This window comes from Acinetobacter sp. ANC 4173, assembly GCF_004331255.1.
GTDB lineage: Bacteria > Pseudomonadota > Gammaproteobacteria > Pseudomonadales > Moraxellaceae > Acinetobacter.
Window position 1 is genome coordinate 1 of the sequence record NZ_SJOF01000023.1, and the last position, 22,895, is coordinate 22,895.

The 22,895-nt window shown below is 42.7% G+C and carries 19 protein-coding genes and 2 pseudogenes; 4 read left to right on the top strand and 17 right to left on the bottom strand.

The genetic code is table 11. The features are described 5' to 3' along the window. A pseudogene (locus E0H94_RS17740) lies at nt 1-159 on the top strand (thiazole synthase); the annotation flags it as partial. Between the two features lie 79 nt (nt 160-238). Further along, complete coding sequence (locus E0H94_RS17745; protein ID WP_131327716.1) at nt 239-928, top strand: hypothetical protein; 690 nt, start codon at nt 239-241, stop codon at nt 926-928. Nucleotides 929-988: 60 nt separating this feature from the next. Here E0H94_RS17745 and gstA read toward each other — a convergent pair whose 3' ends face one another. Next, on the bottom strand, nt 989-1,600 hold the full coding sequence (gstA, locus tag E0H94_RS17750; RefSeq protein ID WP_131327699.1) for a glutathione transferase GstA: 612 nt from the start codon (nt 1,598-1,600) through the stop codon (nt 989-991). A gap of 229 nt (nt 1,601-1,829) precedes the next feature. Here gstA and E0H94_RS17755 point away from each other — a divergent pair, with 229 nt between their 5' ends. Further along, nucleotides 1,830-3,278, top strand: a complete 1,449-nt coding sequence (locus tag E0H94_RS17755; protein ID WP_131327700.1) for a SulP family inorganic anion transporter — start codon at nt 1,830-1,832, stop codon at nt 3,276-3,278. Nucleotides 3,279-3,504: 226 nt separating this feature from the next. Then, nucleotides 3,505-4,221, top strand: coding sequence for a tRNA (guanosine(46)-N7)-methyltransferase TrmB (gene trmB / locus E0H94_RS17760; protein WP_131265497.1), 717 nt, complete (start codon nt 3,505-3,507; stop codon nt 4,219-4,221). Between the two features lie 53 nt (nt 4,222-4,274). Here trmB and E0H94_RS17765 read toward each other — a convergent pair whose 3' ends face one another. The 16 genes and pseudogenes from E0H94_RS17765 to E0H94_RS17840 all read right to left on the bottom strand — a co-directional run. Then, nucleotides 4,275-5,060, bottom strand: a complete 786-nt coding sequence (locus tag E0H94_RS17765; RefSeq protein WP_131327701.1) for a fatty acid desaturase family protein — start codon at nt 5,058-5,060, stop codon at nt 4,275-4,277. 110 nt (nt 5,061-5,170) lie between these two features. Then, on the bottom strand, nt 5,171-5,959 hold the full coding sequence (locus E0H94_RS17770; protein ID WP_131327702.1) for a Rossmann-like and DUF2520 domain-containing protein: 789 nt from the start codon (nt 5,957-5,959) through the stop codon (nt 5,171-5,173). Nucleotides 5,960-6,048: 89 nt separating this feature from the next. After that, nucleotides 6,049-7,086, bottom strand: coding sequence for a DUF1311 domain-containing protein (locus tag E0H94_RS17775; protein ID WP_131327703.1), 1,038 nt, complete (start codon nt 7,084-7,086; stop codon nt 6,049-6,051). Nucleotides 7,087-7,227: 141 nt separating this feature from the next. After that, complete coding sequence (locus E0H94_RS17780; RefSeq protein ID WP_227548674.1) at nt 7,228-9,279, bottom strand: TonB-dependent receptor; 2,052 nt, start codon at nt 9,277-9,279, stop codon at nt 7,228-7,230. Between the two features lie 149 nt (nt 9,280-9,428). Then, entirely contained in the window at nt 9,429-11,858 is a 2,430-nt protein-coding gene (locus E0H94_RS17785) for a glucose/quinate/shikimate family membrane-bound PQQ-dependent dehydrogenase (RefSeq protein WP_131327705.1), read from the bottom strand. Between the two features lie 178 nt (nt 11,859-12,036). Then, on the bottom strand, nt 12,037-13,344 hold the full coding sequence (locus E0H94_RS17790; RefSeq protein ID WP_413773028.1) for a carbohydrate porin: 1,308 nt from the start codon (nt 13,342-13,344) through the stop codon (nt 12,037-12,039). 103 nt (nt 13,345-13,447) lie between these two features. Next, entirely contained in the window at nt 13,448-14,908 is a 1,461-nt protein-coding gene (locus tag E0H94_RS17795; RefSeq protein WP_131327707.1) for a NosD domain-containing protein, read from the bottom strand. Between the two features lie 44 nt (nt 14,909-14,952). Then, nucleotides 14,953-15,810, bottom strand: a complete 858-nt coding sequence (gene aroD / locus E0H94_RS17800) for a type I 3-dehydroquinate dehydratase (RefSeq protein WP_131327708.1) — start codon at nt 15,808-15,810, stop codon at nt 14,953-14,955. 156 nt (nt 15,811-15,966) lie between these two features. After that, on the bottom strand, nt 15,967-16,596 hold the full coding sequence (pcaG, locus tag E0H94_RS17805) for a protocatechuate 3,4-dioxygenase subunit alpha (protein WP_131327709.1): 630 nt from the start codon (nt 16,594-16,596) through the stop codon (nt 15,967-15,969). 15 nt (nt 16,597-16,611) lie between these two features. Beyond that, nucleotides 16,612-17,337, bottom strand: a complete 726-nt coding sequence (pcaH, locus tag E0H94_RS17810) for a protocatechuate 3,4-dioxygenase subunit beta (RefSeq protein ID WP_131327710.1) — start codon at nt 17,335-17,337, stop codon at nt 16,612-16,614. A 26-nt stretch (nt 17,338-17,363) separates the two neighbouring features. Continuing rightward, on the bottom strand, nt 17,364-17,798 hold the full coding sequence (gene pcaC / locus E0H94_RS17815; protein ID WP_131327711.1) for a 4-carboxymuconolactone decarboxylase: 435 nt from the start codon (nt 17,796-17,798) through the stop codon (nt 17,364-17,366). Nucleotides 17,799-17,812: 14 nt separating this feature from the next. Further along, nucleotides 17,813-19,168, bottom strand: coding sequence for an MFS transporter (locus tag E0H94_RS17820; protein WP_131327712.1), 1,356 nt, complete (start codon nt 19,166-19,168; stop codon nt 17,813-17,815). 42 nt (nt 19,169-19,210) lie between these two features. Continuing rightward, on the bottom strand, nt 19,211-19,987 hold the full coding sequence (gene pcaD, locus E0H94_RS17825) for a 3-oxoadipate enol-lactonase (RefSeq protein WP_413773029.1): 777 nt from the start codon (nt 19,985-19,987) through the stop codon (nt 19,211-19,213). 8 nt (nt 19,988-19,995) lie between these two features. Beyond that, nucleotides 19,996-21,351: a 3-carboxy-cis,cis-muconate cycloisomerase gene (pcaB, locus tag E0H94_RS17830; RefSeq protein ID WP_131327714.1), complete on the bottom strand. Its 1,356-nt coding sequence runs from the start codon at nt 21,349-21,351 to the stop codon at nt 19,996-19,998. Between the two features lie 22 nt (nt 21,352-21,373). Continuing rightward, the gene (gene pcaF / locus E0H94_RS17835; RefSeq protein ID WP_131327715.1) at nt 21,374-22,579 is read right to left on the bottom strand and encodes a 3-oxoadipyl-CoA thiolase; all 1,206 of its coding nucleotides are present in this window, start codon (nt 22,577-22,579) and stop codon (nt 21,374-21,376) included. Between the two features lie 117 nt (nt 22,580-22,696). Beyond that, nucleotides 22,697-22,895: pseudogene (locus tag E0H94_RS17840) on the bottom strand (3-oxoadipate CoA-transferase); the annotation flags it as partial.

Below are 22,895 nucleotides of genomic sequence, written 5' to 3' on the forward strand. Positions count from 1 at the left end.
ATGAATACCGCGATTGCTGCTGCTCAAAATCCCATCTTAATGGCATCTGCCATGAAAAAGGCGGTGGAAGCAGGACGTGAAGCATTTCTTGCAGGACGTATGCCACGTAAGCGTATGGCCAATGCTAGCTCGCCTGAAACGGGTTATTTCTTTAAATAGTACTGAGCTTAAAATGGATTCTTCGGAATCCATTTTTTATACTTTCTATAATCTTTTTATAATAAAAGTTCAGAACATCATGCTAAAAAATATACTTACTCTTACACTCGTAACCTTAAGTTGCTCAGCATTCGCAGCTTCAAATACTTCTGCTTATTCAAAGTTTGTACCTCAAGGTTGGAAAATTGTGGAAACCGCCACAGGGGATTTAAACCGCGATGGCCAAGTAGATGCGGCTCTCATTATTCAACAGAATAATCCAAACAATATCAAAAGCCATGATGGTTTAGGCAGTGATCACTTAAATCTGAATCCAAGAAAACTTTTGGTGCTATTTAAAACAGCTCAGGGTGATCAACTGATGACTGAAAATTACTCACTCCCAACGGAGAATGACGAAGAATCCCCTTGCCTTGCTGATCCATTAGAAGATGGCGGAATTACGATTGCTAAAGGTCTGTTAAAAATTAGCTTACATTACTGGTTAAGCTGCGGTTCTTGGTATGTCACCAATAATAGCTATACTTTTCGTTATCAAAATAATGACTTTAATTTAATTGGTTTTGATAGTAATGATTTCCATCGTGCCTCAGGTGACATCTCAGAAAAGAGTATTAATTTTTCTACTGGCAAAGTGAAAAATACCACGGGTAAAAATGAATTTGCTGAAACAGTACAACCAATAAAGACTGAATGGAGCACGCTCAAAAACAAATATCAAATTCAATTACAAGATATTGATTTTAGCGAATACCCAGAATACCAATAAAAAAAAATGCCTCCAAGTGAGGCATTTTTTCACTGCATGCTTGAAGTCAAATGTCCCATATTAAGGGATTAAGCCTTCATCACGCATCGCCATTTGTACAGACTGGCGCTCGGCAACCTTATGACGTATACCAATAATGTTCTTATAAGGCGTTAAATCATGCTCAATCGAATTTGACCAGTTTGTTAGCACAAATAAATATGCATCTGCTGGGCCAAAATTGTCATCAACCAAGTACTCATGATCAGATTCAGCAATGGCGTTATCAATATAGGTTAATAAGCGATCAATTTCTGCATAGGCTTTGGCTTTAGCTTCTTCCGATAAAGGACCACCAAAAAATACAGCATAGGCATCATGTAACTCGGAGTTAAGATAACCCAACCATTCCAATACTTTGGCACGCCCTAAACCTGATGGCGGAATTAAATCCTGTTTAGGATCATGCTGAGCAAGGAAAGGTAAAATTGCCACATTTTCAGTTAGAATTAACCCCGGATTAATTTCTAAGGCAGGAACATAACCTTTAGGGTTAATTGCATAATAATCTTCACCTTTTTCTGTTTTATGGGTTTTTAGGTCTACGCGAACCAGATCAAAATCGACATTAATTTCATTTAGAATAATATGGGATGCCAGTGAACATGCACCTGGGGAATAATAAAGCTTCATATATGATCCTTGTTATCTAACTCTTTACTTCTTTTAAACTTGCTTTTGACAAACTTTCAAGCGATCAGACCTGTAAATTGCAAAAAACGTAACTGTTATATAAAACATATAAAAACAACTACCTTTTGAATATTGTTCAATTTCTACAATTTTTCAAGTTAATCCTGTGTGATTTTTTATTGCTAGATGTTTTAACATACACATTCTTTAAATTTTATGAAATGTTGTCGTGATTAGCGTTAAAAGATCAGAATGGTTATCCAATATTCGTACAGATGTACTTGCTGGTATTGTCGTTGGTTTAGCCCTCATTCCTGAATCGATTGCATTCTCGGCAATTGCAGGTGTTGACCCACAAGTCGGTTTATATGCCTCATTCTGTATTGCAGTGAGTATTGCCTTTTTTGGTGGACGTCCTGCCATGATTTCTGCGGCAACGGGTGCAATGGCATTGCTGATGATTACCTTGGTCAAAGATCATGGTCTTCAATACTTATTTGCAACCACCATTTTGACCGGTTGTCTTCAGATTATTGCGGGCTATTTTAAAGTCGCAAAATTGATGCGCTTTGTCTCTCAATCCGTGGTCTATGGCTTTGTTAATGCGCTCGCCATTTTAATTTTTGTGGCACAAATTCCTGAAATACAGAAGATGGACTTTATAGGCTATAGCTTTGTGGCTTTAGGGCTAGTAATAGTCTATTTATTTCCTTATATGCCTAAAATTGGCAAATTACTGCCTGCACCATTGGTCTGTATTATTTTACTCAGTTTAGTCGCTTTCGTTTTTGGCGCAGATATGCGAACAGTCAGTGATTTGGGGCAATTCCCTGATACGCTGCCCGTCTTTTTAATTCCAGACATTCCTCTCAATCTTGAAACCTTAAAAATCATCTTTCCTTACGCAATGACCTTAGCCACTGTTGGTTTACTTGAAACCATGATGACCACGACCATTGTGAATGAAGTCACAGGAACTGAAGGTGATCGTCATAAAGAATGCCGCGGACAAGGTTTTGCCAATATTATTAGTGGCTTTATGGGCGGTATGGCAGGTTGTGCCATGATTGGTCAATCTATCATCAATGTGAGTTCTGGTGCTCGTACACGACTTTCTACCTTGGTCGCTGGTGTATTCTTGCTCTGTCTGGTGGTGTTTTTAAAAGATTGGTTGGCTTATATTCCGATGGCAGCACTGGTCGCCATTATGATTATGGTGTCCTTCACCACCTTTAACTGGGACTCGGTCAAACAGTTTCGCAAACATCCGAAACAAAGCAACATCGTTATGCTGAGTGTGGTGGTAATTGTTTTAGCAACACACAATTTGGCTTTAGGTGTCTTTGTCGGTGTCTGTCTTTCCGCGCTCTTTCTTGTAAATAAACTGGAAAGTGAAGTGAAAGTTCAATCTAAATTGATTAACTCTCAAACTTTGCAATATCAAGTTTCAGGACAGATTTTCTTTAGTAGTACTGCAAAATTCTATCAATTCTTTGATTTCACAACTTCTGCCAAACATGTAATTCTGGATCTGACCCATGCGCATATTTGGGACATTACTTCCGTCAATATGTTAAATACTGTGGTACAAAAATTTCGAGATCAAGGTATCGACATTGAAGTAGTGGGCTTAAATGAAGCCAGTAGTACGTTGATAGACCGCTATAATCCGCTTTAATACTTCTACATCATTAAAGAGCTGTTCATTCAGCTCTTTTTTATTCATCCTAGATATCACACCTATCGATTCCATTCAAATTCCTTAACTTGATGTTATATCGGTCAAGAAAATATCAATTTGCAAAACGCCAAAACAATTTAATTGCCGAAATCACGGTAAAAAATTTGACTTGCCCGTCTCAGGATTTAAAATACCGCTTTCGAATTTTACATTTGCCAAAGTTATGTCAACCGATCTATTAGAACCGCAAGTCATCGAGCTAGACAACTTGAATGAGCATCGCGAAATTGTGACTTTTATGCGTCGCTCTTCTCCGCTGAATACCTCTCAACGTACTGCGCTTGAACAATATGGTCACTTAATTTTGGAATATCCAGTAGGTGATTTACGCCAGCATTTTGAACACCCTGAACGTCCATTAACCGTGGAAATTGGTTTTGGTATGGGTCGTTCACTGGTGCTTATGGCAAAAGCCAATCCAGAACGTAACTATGTCGGAATTGAAGTCCACGTGCCTGGTATTGCGCAATGTGTATATGAAGCTGGCATGGCGGGTTTAACCAACCTTCGTCTTTTAGATGCCGATGCAATTCAAGTACTACGTGAAATGCCAGACAACAGCATCAACGCTGTGCAACTTTACTTCCCAGACCCATGGCAGAAAAAACGTCACTTCAAACGTCGTTTCGTGTCACATGACCGTATGCCACTGGTTGAACAGAAATTAGAAATGGGCGGAACATTCCACGCAGCGACAGACTGGGAACCATATGCAGAATGGATGCTTGATGTGCTCGACAACCGTCCAAATCTTGAAAATATGGCAGGTAAAGGCAACAGCTACCCGCGTCCAGACTGGCGTCCACAAACTAAATTTGAACGTCGTGGACTGGAAGAAGGTCATAAGATCAACGATTTCTTATTTAAGAAAATTAAATAAGTTTTGTGTTAAAAAAAATAGGGCTTAGTGCCCTTTTTTTTATTCTGAAATGATTAAAACACATGCCGAATTTCAACTGTCGGATCATGTTCATCTAAGCGTTTTGCCAAAATATGTAACCGTCGTGTCGGCACTGCAGGAAACAAGTGATGCTCCACATGATAAAACATATTGTAGGTTACGACCCGTTTGAATTCATTACGTACTGTACGTGCCATATAAATATGATCTTCCGTGTCATGATGCACCGTCCATACCGCAAAAAATGCCGTCATGCATTGCCCAATCAGCATTGCACTGACATGGTATTTTAAAATACTGATGTCCAAGATGACAAAAACCAAAAACAGCACGATCACATTGGTAACAAGCTCAGCGGACATCCACTTTTTCTGCGTCTTGCTTCCAACCTCAAAGGCTTTTTTATGCAACATCCACGGAAAAATAGGACCAAGAAGCAAAGCTTGCCACCACTTCATGGTTGCACTTTTTGCTTCAATATCCTCTTCTTGCATACAGTGCTGATGGTGTCGAAGATGATTAATTTGTACCGCATGCATCGAACCCAGCATGATAATGCTTAAGACAAACATAACCCAATGTGTCGCGGGTCGGCTAATGCCTAAAGCAAAATGAAAGGCGTTATGCACTTGTCTAAGCCCCGTTAAGAAAAACATAAACGAGCAAAACAGGGCCAAAATATACCACTGAAAACCTGCGAAAATGAAAGAGACAACTAACCACGGTAAAGAAATGAATAACTCACTGATGACATCGGTACGGCCTAATTGAACAAGATCTTTCCACTGCACCTGTTCTAATAATAAATGTGAACGCATACACCCTCTATTTATTTGTATTTATTTTCAGAAGCACTCTACCGAATCCTAATGCATAAAAAAAGCCACTTTTTCAGCAGCTTTACTTGTTTTTATTACAGGTATATGAGTTATTCATCCTTCGAGTAACTGTGTCGCTGCATAATTTGTTGACTCATCAAGGTATAAACTTCCGCCAAATCGAGTCGTTTTAAATCTTCTAATATTGACTGATGCATTTGTAAAATATTCTGATCCTGACGCATCGCAGGGCCAGTTTGCATCTGCTTTGGATCATTCTGTGTGGCTTTAGCGGCGGTTTCTAAAATGAGTGGATACAATAAACTAAAATCAACTTGCGTCTGATCGACAATTTGCTTGCTCATGTCATAACAGTAATTGGCAAAGTTACAGGCAAATACTGCAGCCAAATGCAGACTTAAACGTTGCTGTGAACTATAAGCATAGACACGCTGGCTCAACTGCTGAGCCAAATCCAATAACTGTTTTTGATCATCTCCATTTGCTGCTTCAACAAATAATGGGGTTTGTTTCCAATCTACCTCTCGTTCTAGACTAAAGGTCTGTAAAGGATAAAACACGCCCGAACCTGGGTGCTGTTGCTGTAGGATTTGCAGATCAGTACTGCCTGAAGTATGTACAATCAGAACCTCTGGCAACAACGGTGCAATTTCAGCGATGACAGCGGCAATCGATTGATCGCTGACAGCAAGAATGAGCAAATCAATCTCCGATGATAACTTGGATAACGATGGACATGCTTGTGCTGCCACCTGCTCTGCCAAATGCTGTGACTTTTCCCAAGTTCGACTATATATTTGTACAATTTGATGGTGTTGCTTTAAAGCAGATGCCAAATGGTGGGCAACGCGTCCTGCACCAATAAAACTAATTCGCATGTCTACGCTTACTCTCTATTTCTGCGCTAAGCATGCCAATAAAAAAAGGACGAATCAATTCGTCCTTTTTATTTCAAGCAACTTTCTGCTTAATTAAAGACATTGTTTAAATAAACAATACGCTCAGATGTTTTCTGATTAAAGCATTTGGTGTATTGCATGTCTTGATTTTGTGCTTTCATTTGCTCATCCCAATAGTTGTAATGCTGTTGGTAAGTTTCACGATCTTTTTCAGCAAAATTATGAATGCTCGTTTGCGCAAGCACTTTACAGTCTACATCACGCTTTTCAAACCAATCCGACTGATCTTGTTGCAATTGTGCCTTTTGCTCACTTGTAAAATTATCCCAAGTTTGATTCAAACGTTCTACCACTTTTGCCTGATCAGCATTGAGTTCTTTCTGACGGATATCCATAGATTTCTGAGCGAGTTCTTGTTGCTCGGCTTCATTTTGCATGTAAGCCTCATGGCTATCAGCAATTCCTTTATTCTCTTCTTCATAAGCAGCAAGTAGTACCGCTTTTTCGGTGATATAAACTAAACCATCTAATACATTATTTTCTTTGGGTAACTGAAGTTGAATGCCCTCTTTATCGGTCTTAATCAGTTGATAATCAAAAGCCCCTTTCAACTGATCATTTTGCATCGTTAAACCATATGCTTCACTTTCAATATAGTCTTTAAGCGTCCCTGTTTCTCGCTCACATTCGTCACAACTTTCTGCCATAAAACCATTTTCAGCTCGTTGCTGTAAACCTTTCGGCATTTTCACCACCAGCTCACTACGACATTCCAATTGTTTCGCTGTGTCAGGTTGTTCAGTTACTGTCGTAATACTTTTGACTTCAAATTGAATATTCTGCGTAATGGTATCGGTCAGGTTTTTATCCGACTGATAGTAACTCGAGTTACGTAAGGCTTTATCTAACTTTTTCAAATAGTCTTGCTGTAAAGCGGTCTTAATCTCTTTTAATTTTGCTTCATTGCTACAGTCCCACTCATTGACTGCGGGTGCTGCTTGTTCTGCTTCAGCGCTGTCTTTCTTTCCTTTAAAGAAATCACAACCCGTTAAAAGCATACTGCTACACAATGTTGCAAAAACCAAAGTATTGGCAAATTTATTCATATAAAGCCCAATGTCTGTTTGTTATTTTTCGAGGCGTATTTAAGCAAATTTGGGCTAAAAAAACGAGCATTTAAACCATGAAAGATTAAATCATAAAAAAGGGACTATTCAGCCCCTTTTTTAGTTTTACTATGAGCATTCTTAGAAAGTCTTGTTCACACTCATCCCAACACTAAAGTTTCGACCATCGGCAGGTTCAAAGAAGCGACTATTGCTGTCATTCACAATCACGGAACCCACATAGTTTCGATCAAACAAATTATCGACTCGTGCATAAGTATTTACTTTCCAGTCCTGATTGACCCACAAATAGCCAACATTTGCCGCAACAACGGTATAACTTGGTGCAGTATCGGAGTTGATATCATCGACGTAGATTTTGTCCATATAACGTGCTTCCAAACCTGCCTGAAAACCCTGCTCAGGTTGCCATGCCAAGCCTACAAAAGCTTGATTCTTGGCAATACCAGGAATGTATGTTCCTTTTTTTATCAGCGGTTTGGTTGTGGTCGCTGGAATATCAGCATCAAAAGTCGCATCTAAATAACTATAACTGGTTCGAACATTAAGTGCTTGCCAGAGCTGTTTTTGCCACGATAACTCCAAGCCTTCACGTAAGGTTTTTTCTGCATTACGAAATGTGCTACGTCCGCCATTGGCATCGTCAGGCACAATGTCATTTTTAGTTTCAGTATGGAATACAGCAAAAGTAAATAACCCTAATGTATTCTGCGATTTTAAGCCAAGTTCTGCAGTATCACTGGTCGCAGGTTTTAAATTAAAGTTAATGCCTGAAGTCCCTACTGTAGGATAGGCCATCTCGGTAAAGGTTGGTGTTTCGAAGCCTTTGCCATAGCTAGCATAAGTATAAAGCTCAGGTAATATATCCCAGCCTAAAGCGACAGTTGGAAGTAACTTTTGATAATCTGTTGAACCACTGTCGTCACCATTGCCAGTGGTAATGTAATGGTCATCTGACTCATAATGCACATTGCTATAGCGCAAACCTGCATCTAAATGCCACGTTGGCAAGAACTGCCATGAGGCTTGCACATAAGGATCGAGATTCCATAAGGTATTATTTTCATCACGACGTAAATCACCTTTCACACCATAACGTCCTGTCGCATCAAAGTTTTCATACCCCTGACGATCTTCCCGCATCTGATCAAATGCCAAACCTGCAATGAATGTAGTATTCGGTAAGAACTCTTTCCCCGTCCAACGGAAGTCTGCACCATAATAATCCCGATCAAAATCGATCACACCGCCTGCATGACGTGGATTTATTTGGGCACTACTCGGGGTCGACTGATATTGTACAACCTGTCTATTGCCAAAATAGACCATGCCATACAACTCTTGCTGGTCATTCAGGGGTTTGTTCCATGTCAGCCCTGTTTGGGTTTGTTCAATTTCTTTACGTACATCGTAAATATTTTTAGCATCATTCACTTGCTTCGGATTGGCTTGCCATTGCGCACGGTTTAAACCTTGAGGATCATCTGCCTCAATTTTCGTACGGTTTATGAGCCAATTAATCTTACTACCATCCTCCAAATTCCAAGTGAGCTTGGCATTATTCAACACTTTTCGCGCAGCGCTATGATCACGGAAACCATCGGTATCAAAATAGGAAGAACTGATCACATAGGCAGGTTGATTGACTTGCTCTGAACCCCCTTGTAATTGAATATTGGCTTGTTGTTTATGGTGGCTGCCTGCATTTATCCCCACTTGGATTGAGTCTTTACCTTGTCCTTCTTTGGTCTCGGTGAGAATGGTTCCACCCGATGAGTTACCATAAATGGCAGAAAATGGACCTGTTAAAACTTCAATATTGTCTAAACTGTCTAAATCAATATTGGAGCTTTGTCCCTGACCATCTGGCATGGTTGCAGGAATACCATCGACATACAGTCGTATCCCACGCACACCAAAAGTAGAACGCGCACCAAAGCCACGCATAGAAATTTGCAAATCCTGTGCGTAATTTTCACGGTTATTAATTTGTAAACCCGCCACACCTTGCAATAGTTCAGACACATTCACATGAGTGTTGAGTTGAGATTCTGGAGCTTGCACTTTCTGTATAGAAGCTGGTGCCTGTAATAATTTACTTTCAGTGCGCACTGCTTGGACTTTAATCACAGGAAGTTGATATTCGGCTATATCTTGAGCATGCAATGCCATCGACTGTAAAATAACCGTTGTCAAAAACGCATAGTTAAAGGGAAATGGATTGCGATTATGTACTTTCACAAGACATCCTTTTCTTATCATCTTGGTAGGAATGTAGAGAGTCCCTCTTTGCAGAAGGACTCTCACAACAATAATATGTTTTAGTTTTCTAAACTATAAGCAATCACATAATCACCATGATCAGGAGATTGACGCGCGCCACCAGCAGAAATGACTACATATTGCTTACCTGTTTTTGGTGAAATGTAGCTCATTGGCGTACCTTGGCTACCAACAGGTAAACGTGCTTTCCACAATTCTTCACCATTCGATGAATTGAAGGCACGTAAATAGTAATCCTGCGTTGCAGCAAAGAACACTAAACCACCCTGTGTTGCCATTGGTCCACCAATAGTTGGCATACCAATTGGTGCTTTTAAGCCCATCTTAATGCCCATCGGACCTGTATCTTCGACTGTACCCAAAGGAACCTGCCATGCAATTTGACGAGTTTTCATATCAATTGCGGTCATGGTACCAAAAGGCGGTTTTTGACAAGGAATACTTAACGCTGACCAGAAACGGTTTTTGTTGACTTTGTATGGTGTACCTTTCATTGGTACTGCCCCCATACCTGTATTCACTTTCTCACCACCATTGGCTTGAATCGCCAAGTCTTCAGGTGTTTGCTTAATTAACTGAATCCAAAGCCCTAGACGCATGTCGTTCACAAACATATAACGATGGGTTGGGTCGAATGCAATTGAACCCCAGTTCATGCCACCGAGTGAACCTGGGAAGCTCAATGAAACATCAGTACCCGGTGCAGTGAAAAGCCCCTCATAACGCATCGATTTGAAATTAATACGACACATCAATTGATCAAATGGCGTAGCACCCCACATGTCTGATTCAGTCAGCGTTTGATTACCAATTTGTGGCATTTCAATAGAACGTGGTTGGGTCAAACTATATTGTTCATCAGGAATATCAGCGGCTTTAACAGGCTGTTCAATGACTTTGGTCAATGGTTTACCTGTAACACGGTCAAGTACAAAGAACTGACCAGACTTCGTACCAATGACTACAGCAGGTTTAGTCGAACCATCTTTCAGTGGGAAATCCACCAAACTTGGTTGCATAGGTAAATCAAAGTCCCATAAATCATTATGCACTGTTTGATAGACCCACTTTTCTTTACCTGTGGTCGCATCAAGTGCCAATACCGAAGTATTGTATTTATGATCCAAAGGTTGACGGTTTGCGCCCCAAAGGTCAACTGATGAACTTCCCATTGGTAAGAACACGGTATTCATTTGTGGGTCATAAGACATTGCCGCCCATGAGTTGGCTGAACTACGCTTATATGTTTCACCCGGTTTAAGTACATAGTTCGGATCTGGATTCCGTGGATCGAATGCCCAACGCAATTGACCTGTAATGACATCGTATGCACGAATTACGCCACCCGGCATGTCTGCACCCACGTTATCCGCAATACGGCTACCAATAACGATAGACGTACCTGCAATGGTTGGTGCTGAAGTGACTTCAAAACGCGGTGCTTTAGTGCCATCACCCAAGCCTTCAAGCAAATTTACCGTCCCATCGACACCGAAGTCTTTACAACGCGCACCTGTATCAGCATTCACTGCAATTAAACGACCATCCGGTGTGTTGGTATAAACACGACGTGGACAAGCCGTATTGGTTGCCACAGCAGTGACCGCGTTTGCACCTGCCAAGGTTGGCTGTACCAATGCTTGCGTCGAATCAAAATAAGCAACGCCACGGCAACGCTCCCAAGCATCAGCTTTAGAGTTGACTTCAGCTTTCCAGATTTGTTTACCCGAGTCCGCATCCAAAGCAATGATATTGTTATGCGGGGTACACAAAAATACTTTATTGCCGACCTGCAATGGCGTCATCTGATCTTCTGCACCATTGCCTGAACCTGTGGTTTTATCTCCCGTTTGGAAGCGCCAAGCTTCTTTTAACTTGGATACATTATTACGGTTAATTTGATCGAGTGCGGCAAAACGGCTACCACCTGCATCACTACCATAATGATCCCAATTAACCTGTTGTTTATTTGGTGCCACTGGGACAAGCGGTAATTCCTGACCAGAAGCTTCCACTGTTGGATGTGGAATAAACATACCGTACATACCACCCAACATACCTAGGACAGTCAGACCACCTACAACATAAGCAGGTGCAGACATTGCAGTTTGTTGCTGATATTTACGAATAGATGGCAAGGTGAATAGCACGGCAGCAAATAAACCTGCGGGGAACATTAGGCGTGAATGCAGTGGCCAAAATTCGAAGCCAGTATCAATCAATGCCCAAATGACAGTGCCTACAAAGACTAAACTGAATAATCCAATCCCAAGGGCTTTTTTTCTAAAAATGAAAATCGATGAAACGATGGTCACTAAGCCTGCAATAAAGAAGTACCAAGAGCCACCTAAACTGATGAGCTTTCCGCCACCAATTAAATAAAATAGGCCTGTTAACAATAAGGCCAAACCAAGGATAAAGCACCATATTTTAAATATGGCTCCTGGCTTAGATTGAGCTTCAGACATACATCTTACTCCAAGTGCCGTGAGTTTAAATGACCACTCCCTCTCTCCTTTGAGTATCATTTATCATCACAAATAAATTCTTATGCTTTCACAGGTTTAACCTGTGAAAGCATCGACTAACGTATTTAAACTAGACAGTAATATTGATTATATTTTAATCATTTTTATCTAAATACTGTTAAAAATTCACTTTCATGGTTAAACCAGCCACCCATGCATCCTCTACTTCTTTGACCCCTGTCGGTTGGTAGATGTATTGTAAGTTTGGTCTAAGCATGACCGCAGGTGACCATTGATAGGTATAATTCAACTCAACATTGAGTTCGTCATGTTGAATTGGGACATAGTCACTGGCAAGCGCATCGTAACTGTAATAACCACGACCTTCGTTGATGGCGATTTGCTTGTCCGTCGCACGATCATTCACGACATAATTGGCTAAACCAAAACCGATGGAATCATTAGGGCGACTATCGAAAGGACCTTTGTACCAAAGTGCGAGTTGTTGTGTACTTTCTACAAATGTTGTGGCCTTATCGTTCACTACACCATTAAAGCTGATATATAAACCACGCTTCGGATCTGCTCCATGTTGTGTGAGTTGTTGTTGTGCATTCAACCAAAAACTGTATTTACCATCTTGCATTTCACCACTGCGAATGTCTTTTGCTTCAGCCGTGGAATACAACGCACCGAGTTTATATTCACCAGGTAAGCTATTAAATGCGGCTAACTTTGGTTTCCAAGCCAACTCTAATGGAATGGTTGCCCCCTCAACATTGTCCATGTCAAGGTTAAAACCATCACTATTGGATTGTGTTTTCACATTGTCTGGATTGACTTCATACACGCCCAAACCAAGTGACCATGCAGGTGCAAATTGGTATTTAATATTGGTGCCCCAGAGTCCTACAGGCCAGTTGTACCAGATCGAACCAATTGATTTACCTAACTGTCCACCACAGAGCAGCAAGTTCTGGAATTCACATTGTGAACTGTTAAAGTCATCCGACATGCCCATACGTCCAATCTTAAATTGGACACGGTTATCATCAAATCCTGTTTTGATCCAAGCCTGAGTTAAGCGCCAGATCTTGCCACGCCCGTAAATTTCTTGAGTATTGCCTAAAGTACTGGCACGCGGGTCTTTAATCCGCTCTAAAGTTAATGAGTTACCATCACGTTTGGTAATCATCAAGCCTGCTGTGGTATTTTCCCAACCTGCTATTTTACTTAAATCAAAATTAGCACCTAAAGTCAGTTGTCCCGCATTTTCCAAAGTGTTGTCATCGTTATAACCACCAGCCAAATTGGTCGCCGCTTGACTCATAATTGCTGCTGTAAATTTATAACCTTGATCTTCCAGTTGCTTCCGTTCACCGTTCCAATCACCGAATAACCATTGACGATCTGCCGAATAAAATTCATTGGCTGAAGCCAATTGGCAACCGAGTAGCGCCAAAGACAGTGTGCCAATTTTTACCATATGTGTTTTTAAAATCGATGGTTTTAATAATTGTTGTTGCATAACCAAACATCCTTTTTTGTGAGGAAAGCTCAACTCAAGTGAGCTTTCCATGCGGTTTTTATTATTTAATGCGAACGGCTGGACTCAGTTCAGAAGTTGCACCCAAATGGTCGGTCACATTCGCCGTTACACTTGCAGCACTATTCAATGCTTTCCACGTTGCTTGACCTTGACCTTGTGCATTTGTCGTCACAACTTGCATTCCTAAATACTGTTCAGCTTCTTGAGCATTCGCTTGACGATTTGCAAAGAACTCAACCTGATAGCGTTGATTTGGTTGTGCTTGGACTACAGCGGTAATTTGTCCTTTGCTATAGCTTAAACGTGGGGCTTTGATGTTTTGGTTTGGCATCGCATTACAACCCTGCTCATTTGGCTGGGTACAGGTTTTTTGCAGTTTCGCCGCTTCAATGACCACACCACCACCACGAGAACCCACAAAACCTGCATGCTCTAGGGCTGGCACAGCAAACACAATTGCGCCTAAACGTTGATTAGGCACACACGAACCACCCGCTTCACAGCGTTTAATATCTTTAGCGTTATTCCAAATTAAGTTTTTGGTCAAGGTTGTACGGGCATTGGCATCTTTTTCTGAACGAATGGCAATGCCTAGACGGTTACCGTGAACTTTATTGCTGTCAAAAATGTTGCCATCACCGGTAAGGTTAAAGCCAATTGAGTTGTTGGTCAGTTCGTTATAAGCGATGTAATTGCGCTTACCCCAGTTGATTTGTAAACCATCCGAATAGTTTTCAAATTTGTTCCCGACCACCGCATTGTCATTACCCCACAGGATTTCGATACCTTGCGACGGTTCTGGATTGGCTTTGGTTGAAGTAAATAAGTTGTTGGCCACAAGGTTAAATGCCGCACCACGGGTGAGTTCTAAACCATCGCCATTATCTACAAACAAGTTGTTCAAAACTTTGTTGTTATTGGTGGTGGTTGAAGTCGGATTGCCCTTACCATCATCACCCGTCAACATCACGCCTGAGCCACCGTAGTTATTACTGATACGGTTATGTTGAATCAAGTTATTGCTTGAACGGTTCACCAAAACGCCAATACAAAAACGGTGAATATCCAGACCTTTTAAGGTCACACCGTTCACATCTTGCAGAACCAGACCGGGTAAAGTCGTGGTACGGACGTTGGTGCCATATTGTTCAGGGTTTGCCCCTGGGCATGCTTTAGCGCCTTCACCTTTAATGTAATTTGAACCATCAATCGCAATAAATTCGCCCGTTTTATCCCACTGGGTACCGATAATTTTCACTGAAGACTTAATTGGCGGTAAAGGCTGATTCAGTTTAATTGTATAGGGTGCTTTGCCCACAGCTTGGATTTGAATTTCATTTTCTTGCGTCGCATTGGCATTCGATTGTTCAATTGCCCAACGCAGTGAACCTTTGGCACTATCATCCTGATAACGGTCAACAATATAAGTTTCTGCACTAGCAAAACCTGATGCCGCTAAACTCAAAACCAATGTGGTCAAACGTAAAGTTGATGGTTTCATATTTTAAATCCTTTTCTGTCCTTGAAGATGAATAACGCAGTGCATTAAGGGGTTGGTTGTACTGTTTTCAGCAACTGTTTCAATTGGGTCACATCAATTTGACCTGGCGCTGAAGCCTCACCTATCATGCCGAAACTTAAACTGCCACCCATGTTGGCAGTCGCGACACGTGAAATCGTACCCAACTGGCCCATTGACATAGTCAGTAAGGGTTTCTGACTTTTTTGACTCACAGCCAGCGTGGCATTCATGAGGGTAAAGACATCTTGTTTTGACTTTGGCATCACCGCAATTTTTAGAATGTCGGCACCCATCTGATCTTGTTTTAGCAAACGGTTTTCAATGTCTTGTTGTTCTGGAGTTTTATTAAAATCGTGATTCGACATAATCACTAGCACATGTTTATCATGCGCCAATTTGGTTAATTTCGCTACACTGCCTGCATCACGGAACATTTCGATATCCAGCAATTGCATAAATGGCTTTTTCAGGTATTCACGATAAATTTTTTCATAGTCTTGGTCAGACACCGTCATTTTGCCGCCTTCGTTATGGGTACGAATGGTGGCGATCAACGGTTTGTCTTTTAAAATTTGATTCAGCTGCTGACCCAGTGCAATCACTTTTTTCGTGTCGGCAGAAAACTCCAATAAGTCGATGCGAAACTCAGCCACATCTGCATTGGGGTTACTGGCAATCACTTTTGCTTGGGCAATGGCTTGCTCTGCTGTTTTTGCGGTAATCGGTACAATAGTTTTGACAGGTAAATCACCAATATTGAGGTTTTTTACCATATAGTGTTGGGTTGCAGGGGCAGTTTCGACTGCAAATGCAGATGGCATTGCTGCGATAACAGCGCTACTTAAGCAAAGTTGCATTGCTAATTTTTTGATGGTAATCATTACATTTCCTTGTATTTTCAAATTATTGCCAGACTTCTGTCATCAACGGCAAATATACGTGGGATGAATGAAATGGGTCATGCCATCACCACGTATAAACTTGGATCATTTCAGCAAGAGCAGCAATGAAATAGCTGCTCTAGTCGATTCCTACGATTAAATGTCTAAGAAGACGGTTTCGTCTTCGCCTTGCACACGAATATCAAAGCGATACACCACTTCACCATCACGCTCTTCGCGCTTGGCAATTAAAGTCTGACGACGTGGTGCCCATTCAATACCTTTCAGTACAGGATCTTGTGCATTGGCTTCCGCTTCATCATCAAAGTAAACACGTGTGTTTAAGCCAATGTTAATCCCGCGAGCAAAAATGATCAGTGCAATATGTGGCGCTTGAGTTGTCCCTTTACGTCCAGGTACTGCGCCTGGCTTAATGGTATTAAAACTCCAGAAACCTGTATCAAAGTCTGCGCCTGTACGTCCCCAACCGAGGAAGTTTGGATCGACTGCTTTGCCTTGAATATCAGCCGCACTTGGATACACACCGTTGGCATCCGCCTGCCAAATCTCGATTAAAACATCACGTAATGGTAAACCTAAGCCGTCAAACACCTGACCTTCTAAGCGAATACGTTCACCTAAGGTTTTTTCTTGAACTAACTGATTGTTGAAGTTGTTTTCAAACACTTCGATGTTGGCTTGTTTTGGTAACAAACCAATGTGTACATATGGTCCACCTGTTTGAGATGGAGTTTCATGCAATTCTTGAAAGTTCCAATTGTTCATGTTGTTCTCCCTGAATTAAGTCAAATCATTTTCGAAATATGTCGCACGACGACCACGTAAAGTGATGTCAAAGCGGTAACAACGACTGTCTGCTTCAATGAAATTGCTCTTGTCTTCTAAAGCAATCAGCGCACGACGTTGTTCTTCCGAAGGAATGGTTTTAATAATCGGACACGAATCAATCAGCGTATCGCCTTCAAAGTAGAACTGAGAAATAAGACGCTGCGCCCAACCATCTGCAATCAAGGAGAAATGGATATGTGCAGGACGCCATTCATTAATACGGTTACGCCAAGGGTACGGACCTGGCTTAATGGTACGGAATACAAAATAGCCATTGGCATCGGTCATCATGCGACCACAACCGCCAAAGTTCGGGTCCATCGCACCAATAAACTGATCATTTGGATGACGATAACGACCTGAAGCATTGGCTTGCCACACTTCAAGCAAGGCATTTTTGACTGGACGACCAAACTGATCGCGGACATAGCCGTGCACGATAATGCGCTCACCAATCGGTAGACCTTCTTTGGCATGGTTCAAAATCAAATCGTTATCTTTAGGTCCGAATTGCTCAGCACTGAACTGCGGTGAAGTCACTTCAGTTAACGTTTCTGCAATCGAAATCAAAGCATTCTTTGGCGAGCGTAATACACTGGTTTTATAGCCGGGTGCGTATGCTTGCGGATGATCATCGGTATTGCGTTGTGCATAAGCACCTAAAATAAGTTGCGACATGTGACGTCCCTCTTAATCTTGTTCCATTACTCTTGGTTGGTTTGTTCTAAGTTTGATTGCAGTTCACTCAGTTTTTGCGGGGCAATGCCCAAATCTGCAAAAACTTCTTCTGCCATGTGCATCGCTGCATTGGCTGCGGGTAAACCTGCATACAGTGAACAGTGCAAAATCAACTCTTTTAAATCGTCCTTGGTCACACCATTGTTAAAACAAGCACGTAAATGCATACGTAGTTCGTCTTCACGGCCCAATGCCAATAACACAGCTATGGTGACTAAGCTACGGGTATGGCGTGGCATGCCTGGTCTAGACCAGACTTCGCCCCACGCAAAACGACTAATAAAGTTTTGAAAGTCGGCATTGAAATCATTCAAGTTCTCAAGTGAACGACCGACATGCTTTTCACCCAGTACTTCAGTACGTACGGTGATTCCTTGTTCATAACGTTGTTCATCATTCATGGGAGAAACCTCAATTAGGCCGCATCGGTATGTGCGACCAATGATTTAACAAAAATAGCGACTGCTGCTGCTGTAGCTGGAATTAACAATAAGCTTAAAATGGCAGTAAACGACCAGTCATTGCCGAGTAATACCGCACCGATCCAAGCACCAAATACCGCACCGAAACGTCCAATTCCAGACATCCACGCCACACCTGTTGCACGGCATTGCGTCGGATAAAAACGAGCGCTGAGTGCTGGCATAGCCGACTGTGCACCGTTAATCGCAACACCTGCGCAAAGCACTAAAATGGCAAGTAAGGTTGGATTTGCTAAGCTCTGACCAACAGCAAAGGCAAAGATCCCAGCAACAAAGTAGAAGCCTGCAATAATGCGGTTCGGGTTGAAACGGTCCATTGCCCAGCCAATAAATAAAGCACTGAGGACACCGCCAAACTGGAATAAACCACCAATAAATGCAGCGCGTTCCATGGTTGCGCCAGTTTCACGCATCAAGGTTGGTAACCAACTGGTGAGTAGATAAATCATCACCAAACCCATGAAATAGGTCAGCCACAATAAAACCGTACCTTTGACATATTTCTGAGAGAACAGCATGCCAAACACACCTTTCTTCTCTGCACCTTCGGTTTTTTCTTCAGGTACATGAAACTCAGTAACACCCTGTACTTTTTCAGGTGCAATACGCGTTAGAATTTTGCGGACTTTTTCGGGGTCACGACCTTTCACAATCAAGAAACGATAGGATTCTGGCAGGAAGAAAATCACCAAGATCATCAAGATCAGTGGCGACCAACCGCCCAATAAGAATAAGCTGTGCCAACCAAAGGTTGGGATCAACCAACTGCTGATGAAACCACCTGTCGCCATACCCAAGTTATAACCACAAAACATACAAGTCACGAGTAACGAGCGTGAGCGCTGCGGGCAATATTCAGAAAATAGTGTGGTTGCATTCGGCATCGCAGCACCCAAACCAATACCGGTTAAAAAGCGCAGTATTACCAAGGTATTTAAGTCAGCTGCATATGCCGATGCCAAAGTAAAGCCACCGAAAATCAGCATCGAAACGCTTAAAACAATCTTTCGCCCAAAGCGATCAGCAGTTGGACCAGACACCAAAGCACCAATAATCATGCCGCCTAAAGCCGCACTCATAACTGGACCCAGTTGCGAGCGGTCTATCCCCCAGTCTTGTGCCAAGGCTGGAGCAATAAAACCCATTGCCGCAGTATCAATACCGTCAACAAAAACAATGAAGAAACATACAATTGCGATCAACCACTGATATTTGCTAATCGGTGCATCATTAATCAGTGCTTGTGCGTCTATACTCGTTTTTTGAGTAGCGTATTCCTGAGACGCCATACCTGCCTCCTTGGGCTGAAAGTCCTTTTAAAAATCCTTAAACTATTGAATCGATCCAATGAACTGACTGAGGGTTTGGGTAAACAGCTCAGGTTGCTCAATATTGGAAAGATGCGATGCATCAATCACCGCTAATTCACTATTTTGAATCTGTTGTTGCATAAAAATGCCATCTGCCACTGTGGTGACTGGGTCAAACGCACCCGCAATCACTAAAGTTGGAATCTGAATCTGTTGAATTTGAGTAGATAGATCTGCTTGCGCGAGCGCTCGGCAAGATTCCGCATAACCCAATGCTGGCGTAGTGGCTAAAGACTGAATCGTGCGCTGCGCCAAAGCATCGTGTTGATAATCAAACTGCTCACTAAACCAGCGTGTATGCGTAGTTTTGACCAAATCTGCTAAGCCATTAGCTGTCACAGCATCTGCACGTGCATTCCAACCTTCTTCAGTCCAAATTTTGGCTGCTGAGTTCGCCACAGTGATACTATGAAAACGATCTGCATGGTGAATACCGAGCCACAAAGCCGTCATGCCACCCATTGAAATGCCGCAGAAATGCGCTTTTTCTATGTTTAAACCATTCAGAATATCTATCACATCTTCTGCAAGATTTTGTACAGTGGTCTGCTCAATCACATCACTGTGCCCATGACCACGCGTGTCATAAGTCACCACTTTGAACTTTTGTTCGAAGGCAGCAACTTGTGGCTGCCACATGCCTTTATCTGTACCCAATGAGTTTGAAAATACAATCACAGGCGCATTGTCTTGCCCACTGATCGCAACGGATAAAGTCTTGCCTTGACGATTGGTCATCGTGATATTCACTTTGCCTCTCCTTTTGCTTCTTGCAACACCGCATCAATCTGGTCTTGAATATTGCCGAGATATGACGCGGGTTTTAAAATTTCTGAAATCTGAGCTGCACTAAAATAGGCTTTGACTTGATCGAGTTCAGTAATGACCTCTTTTAAGTGAACACCTTTTTCAACCGCTGTCTTGCATGCTGCTTCCACCACATGGTGAGCCTGTAAGCGTCCGATATGCGGTGCCAAAGCCATCATGACTGCTTCCGCCATGATCAAACCCTGTGTGCAATCTAAATTACGTTGCATATTTTCAGCATTGACTTGCATCCCTTGTAGAACGTCCAAAGTCCGCTCTAAAGCACCTGCACAGAGTTGGAAAATTTCAGGCAATGCCAGCCATTCTGCATGCCATCCACCTAGACTACGCTCATGTTCCTGCACCATGCTTTGATACAAACTCGACATCAACACAGGTACACGATTGGCTGCTGCCAATACAGATGCCGCCGCGACAGGATTACGCTTATGCGGCATAGTAGATGAACCGCCACGACCTTTTGCGGTCGGTTCAAACACTTCAGCAATTTCGGTTTGCATCATCAAAGACCAGTCACGCGCCATCTTGCCCAGACCACCTGTCACTATTGCGAGAACACTCGCCACTTCGACAATACGGTCTCGTTCACCATGCCAAGTACAGCTTGGAACAGAAAGTTGTAACTGTGCTGCAAATGCTTGTACAACTGCTGTGCCTTGATTCTGCAAAGATGCCAATGAACCCACAGCACCGCCCAACTGAGCAGTCAACACGCGTGATTTCATGGCTTCAATACGGGTCAAATCACGACGAAAAGCCGAAGCCCAACGCGCTAATTTATGACCCAACGTAATGGGTAGACCTTGCTGCAACCACGTGCGCCCAATCATCACTTGTGAGCGATACTGTTCTGCTTGAGCCAAAGCTGTGCGGTAACATTGATGAATTAAGACTTCAACATGCGTTATTGCTGCACGGCACTGCAAAATACATGCGGTATCTAAAATGTCTTGACTGGTTGCACCCCAATGTACATAACGAGCAGCATCTTCATCGTTTTGTTTCACAATCGCAGTTAATTGCTTCACAAAAGGAATCGCGATATTGCCCGCCAAGCCTGTAGCAACAGCTAAAGCATCAAAGTCAATCTGATCGAGTGCAGTTACTGCAATATTTGAAATTGCTGTTGCCGCAGATTCTGGAATGACACCAACTTGAGCCTGTGCTTGCGCCAATGCGACTTCCGTCTCAATCATGTAAGACACCAAAGCGCGATCACTGAAAATTTCAGTCACTTTGTTTTGGTAAAATAAGCTGGCATATAACTGGCTCATGATCGCTATCCTTAACTCTGCTTTAAACCCGCTGAATAATCATTGCAATGCCTTGACCGACCCCAATACACATTGAACATAGCGCATAGGTTCCACCGGTTTGTTCTAACTGGTTTAAAGCCGTGGTGACTAAACGTGCACCCGATGCCCCCAGTGGATGACCAATCGCAATCGCACCACCATTTGGATTCACTTGTGTCGTGTCATCTGCCAGACCTAAATCACGGGTAACCGCCAGTGCTTGTGCAGCAAACGCTTCATTCAGTTCAATCACATCCATCTGCTCGATGCTGAGATTGGCTTGTTTGAGAAGCTTCTTAATCGCAGGTGCTGGGGCAAAGCCCATAATGCGAGGTTCAACCCCCACAGCCGTAGACGCAATAATCTTGGCACGGGGTTTAAGCTGGTATTGCTGAATCGCTTGTTCTGAAGCAATCAGTACAGCAGCCGCACCGTCATTAATGCCTGACGCGTTTCCCGCTGTGACGGTGCCTTCTGCTGTGACGACTGGCTTCAGTTTAGCCAAACCTTCTAATGTGGTCGATGCACGAGGATGTTCATCGCTATCGATCACAATCGGATCACCCTTACGCTGTGCAATACTTACAGGGATGATCTCGTGTTTAAAAAAGCCTTGAGCTTGCGCGGTTGCTGTGCGCTGTTGACTCGTCAAGGCAAACTGGTCTTGATCTGCACGATCAATATTAAATTGTTGTGCCACATTCTCTGCGGTCTGCGGCATGGTCTCTACACCATACATGGCTTTCAGCTTCGGATTGATAAAACGCCATCCCATGGTGGTGTCTTCAATCTTCTGGCTACGACCATAAGCCGTTTCTGATTTGCCCATCACAAACGGTGCACGTGACATGCTTTCCACACCACCTGCAATGATCAGGTTGGCTTCACCCGCTTTAATCGCACGCGCTGCCATGGCAATAGCATCTAGGGATGAACCACATAAACGGTTGACTGTTGTTGCTGGGACTTCAACCGGTAAACCTGCAAGCAGTGCCGACATACGACCGACATTGCGGTTGTCTTCACCGGCTTGATTCGCGCAGCCGTAGATCACGTCATCAACTTGGGTCCAATCGACACTAGGATTACGTTGCATTAAGGCTTGAATCGGCACGGCACCCAAGTCATCGGCACGGACTGGGGCTAAACCACCGGCATAACGACCGAATGGGGTGCGGATGGCATCGATGATATAAGCGTCTTTCATATCTATTCTTCTCTTAATCCTCCCTTAATCCCTCCATTAAAAAGGAGGGAGACTCATCGCACTTGGTGCTAGAAAAGTCCCCCTTTAGCAAAGGGGGATTTAGGGGGATTCAAATCATTAATTCTGTTGTGTCGCATCCACCAACGGAGCACCGGTCATGGCCTGCAATTCTGCAAAGCTTAGACCGTCGACTTTCTCAATCACTTTTAAGCCTTCAGCAGTGACATCAATCACACACAGGTCGGTATAAATGCGGTCAACACACTTTTGGCCTGTGGCTGGGTAGGTCAGCTCTGCCACAATCTTCGGTTCACCG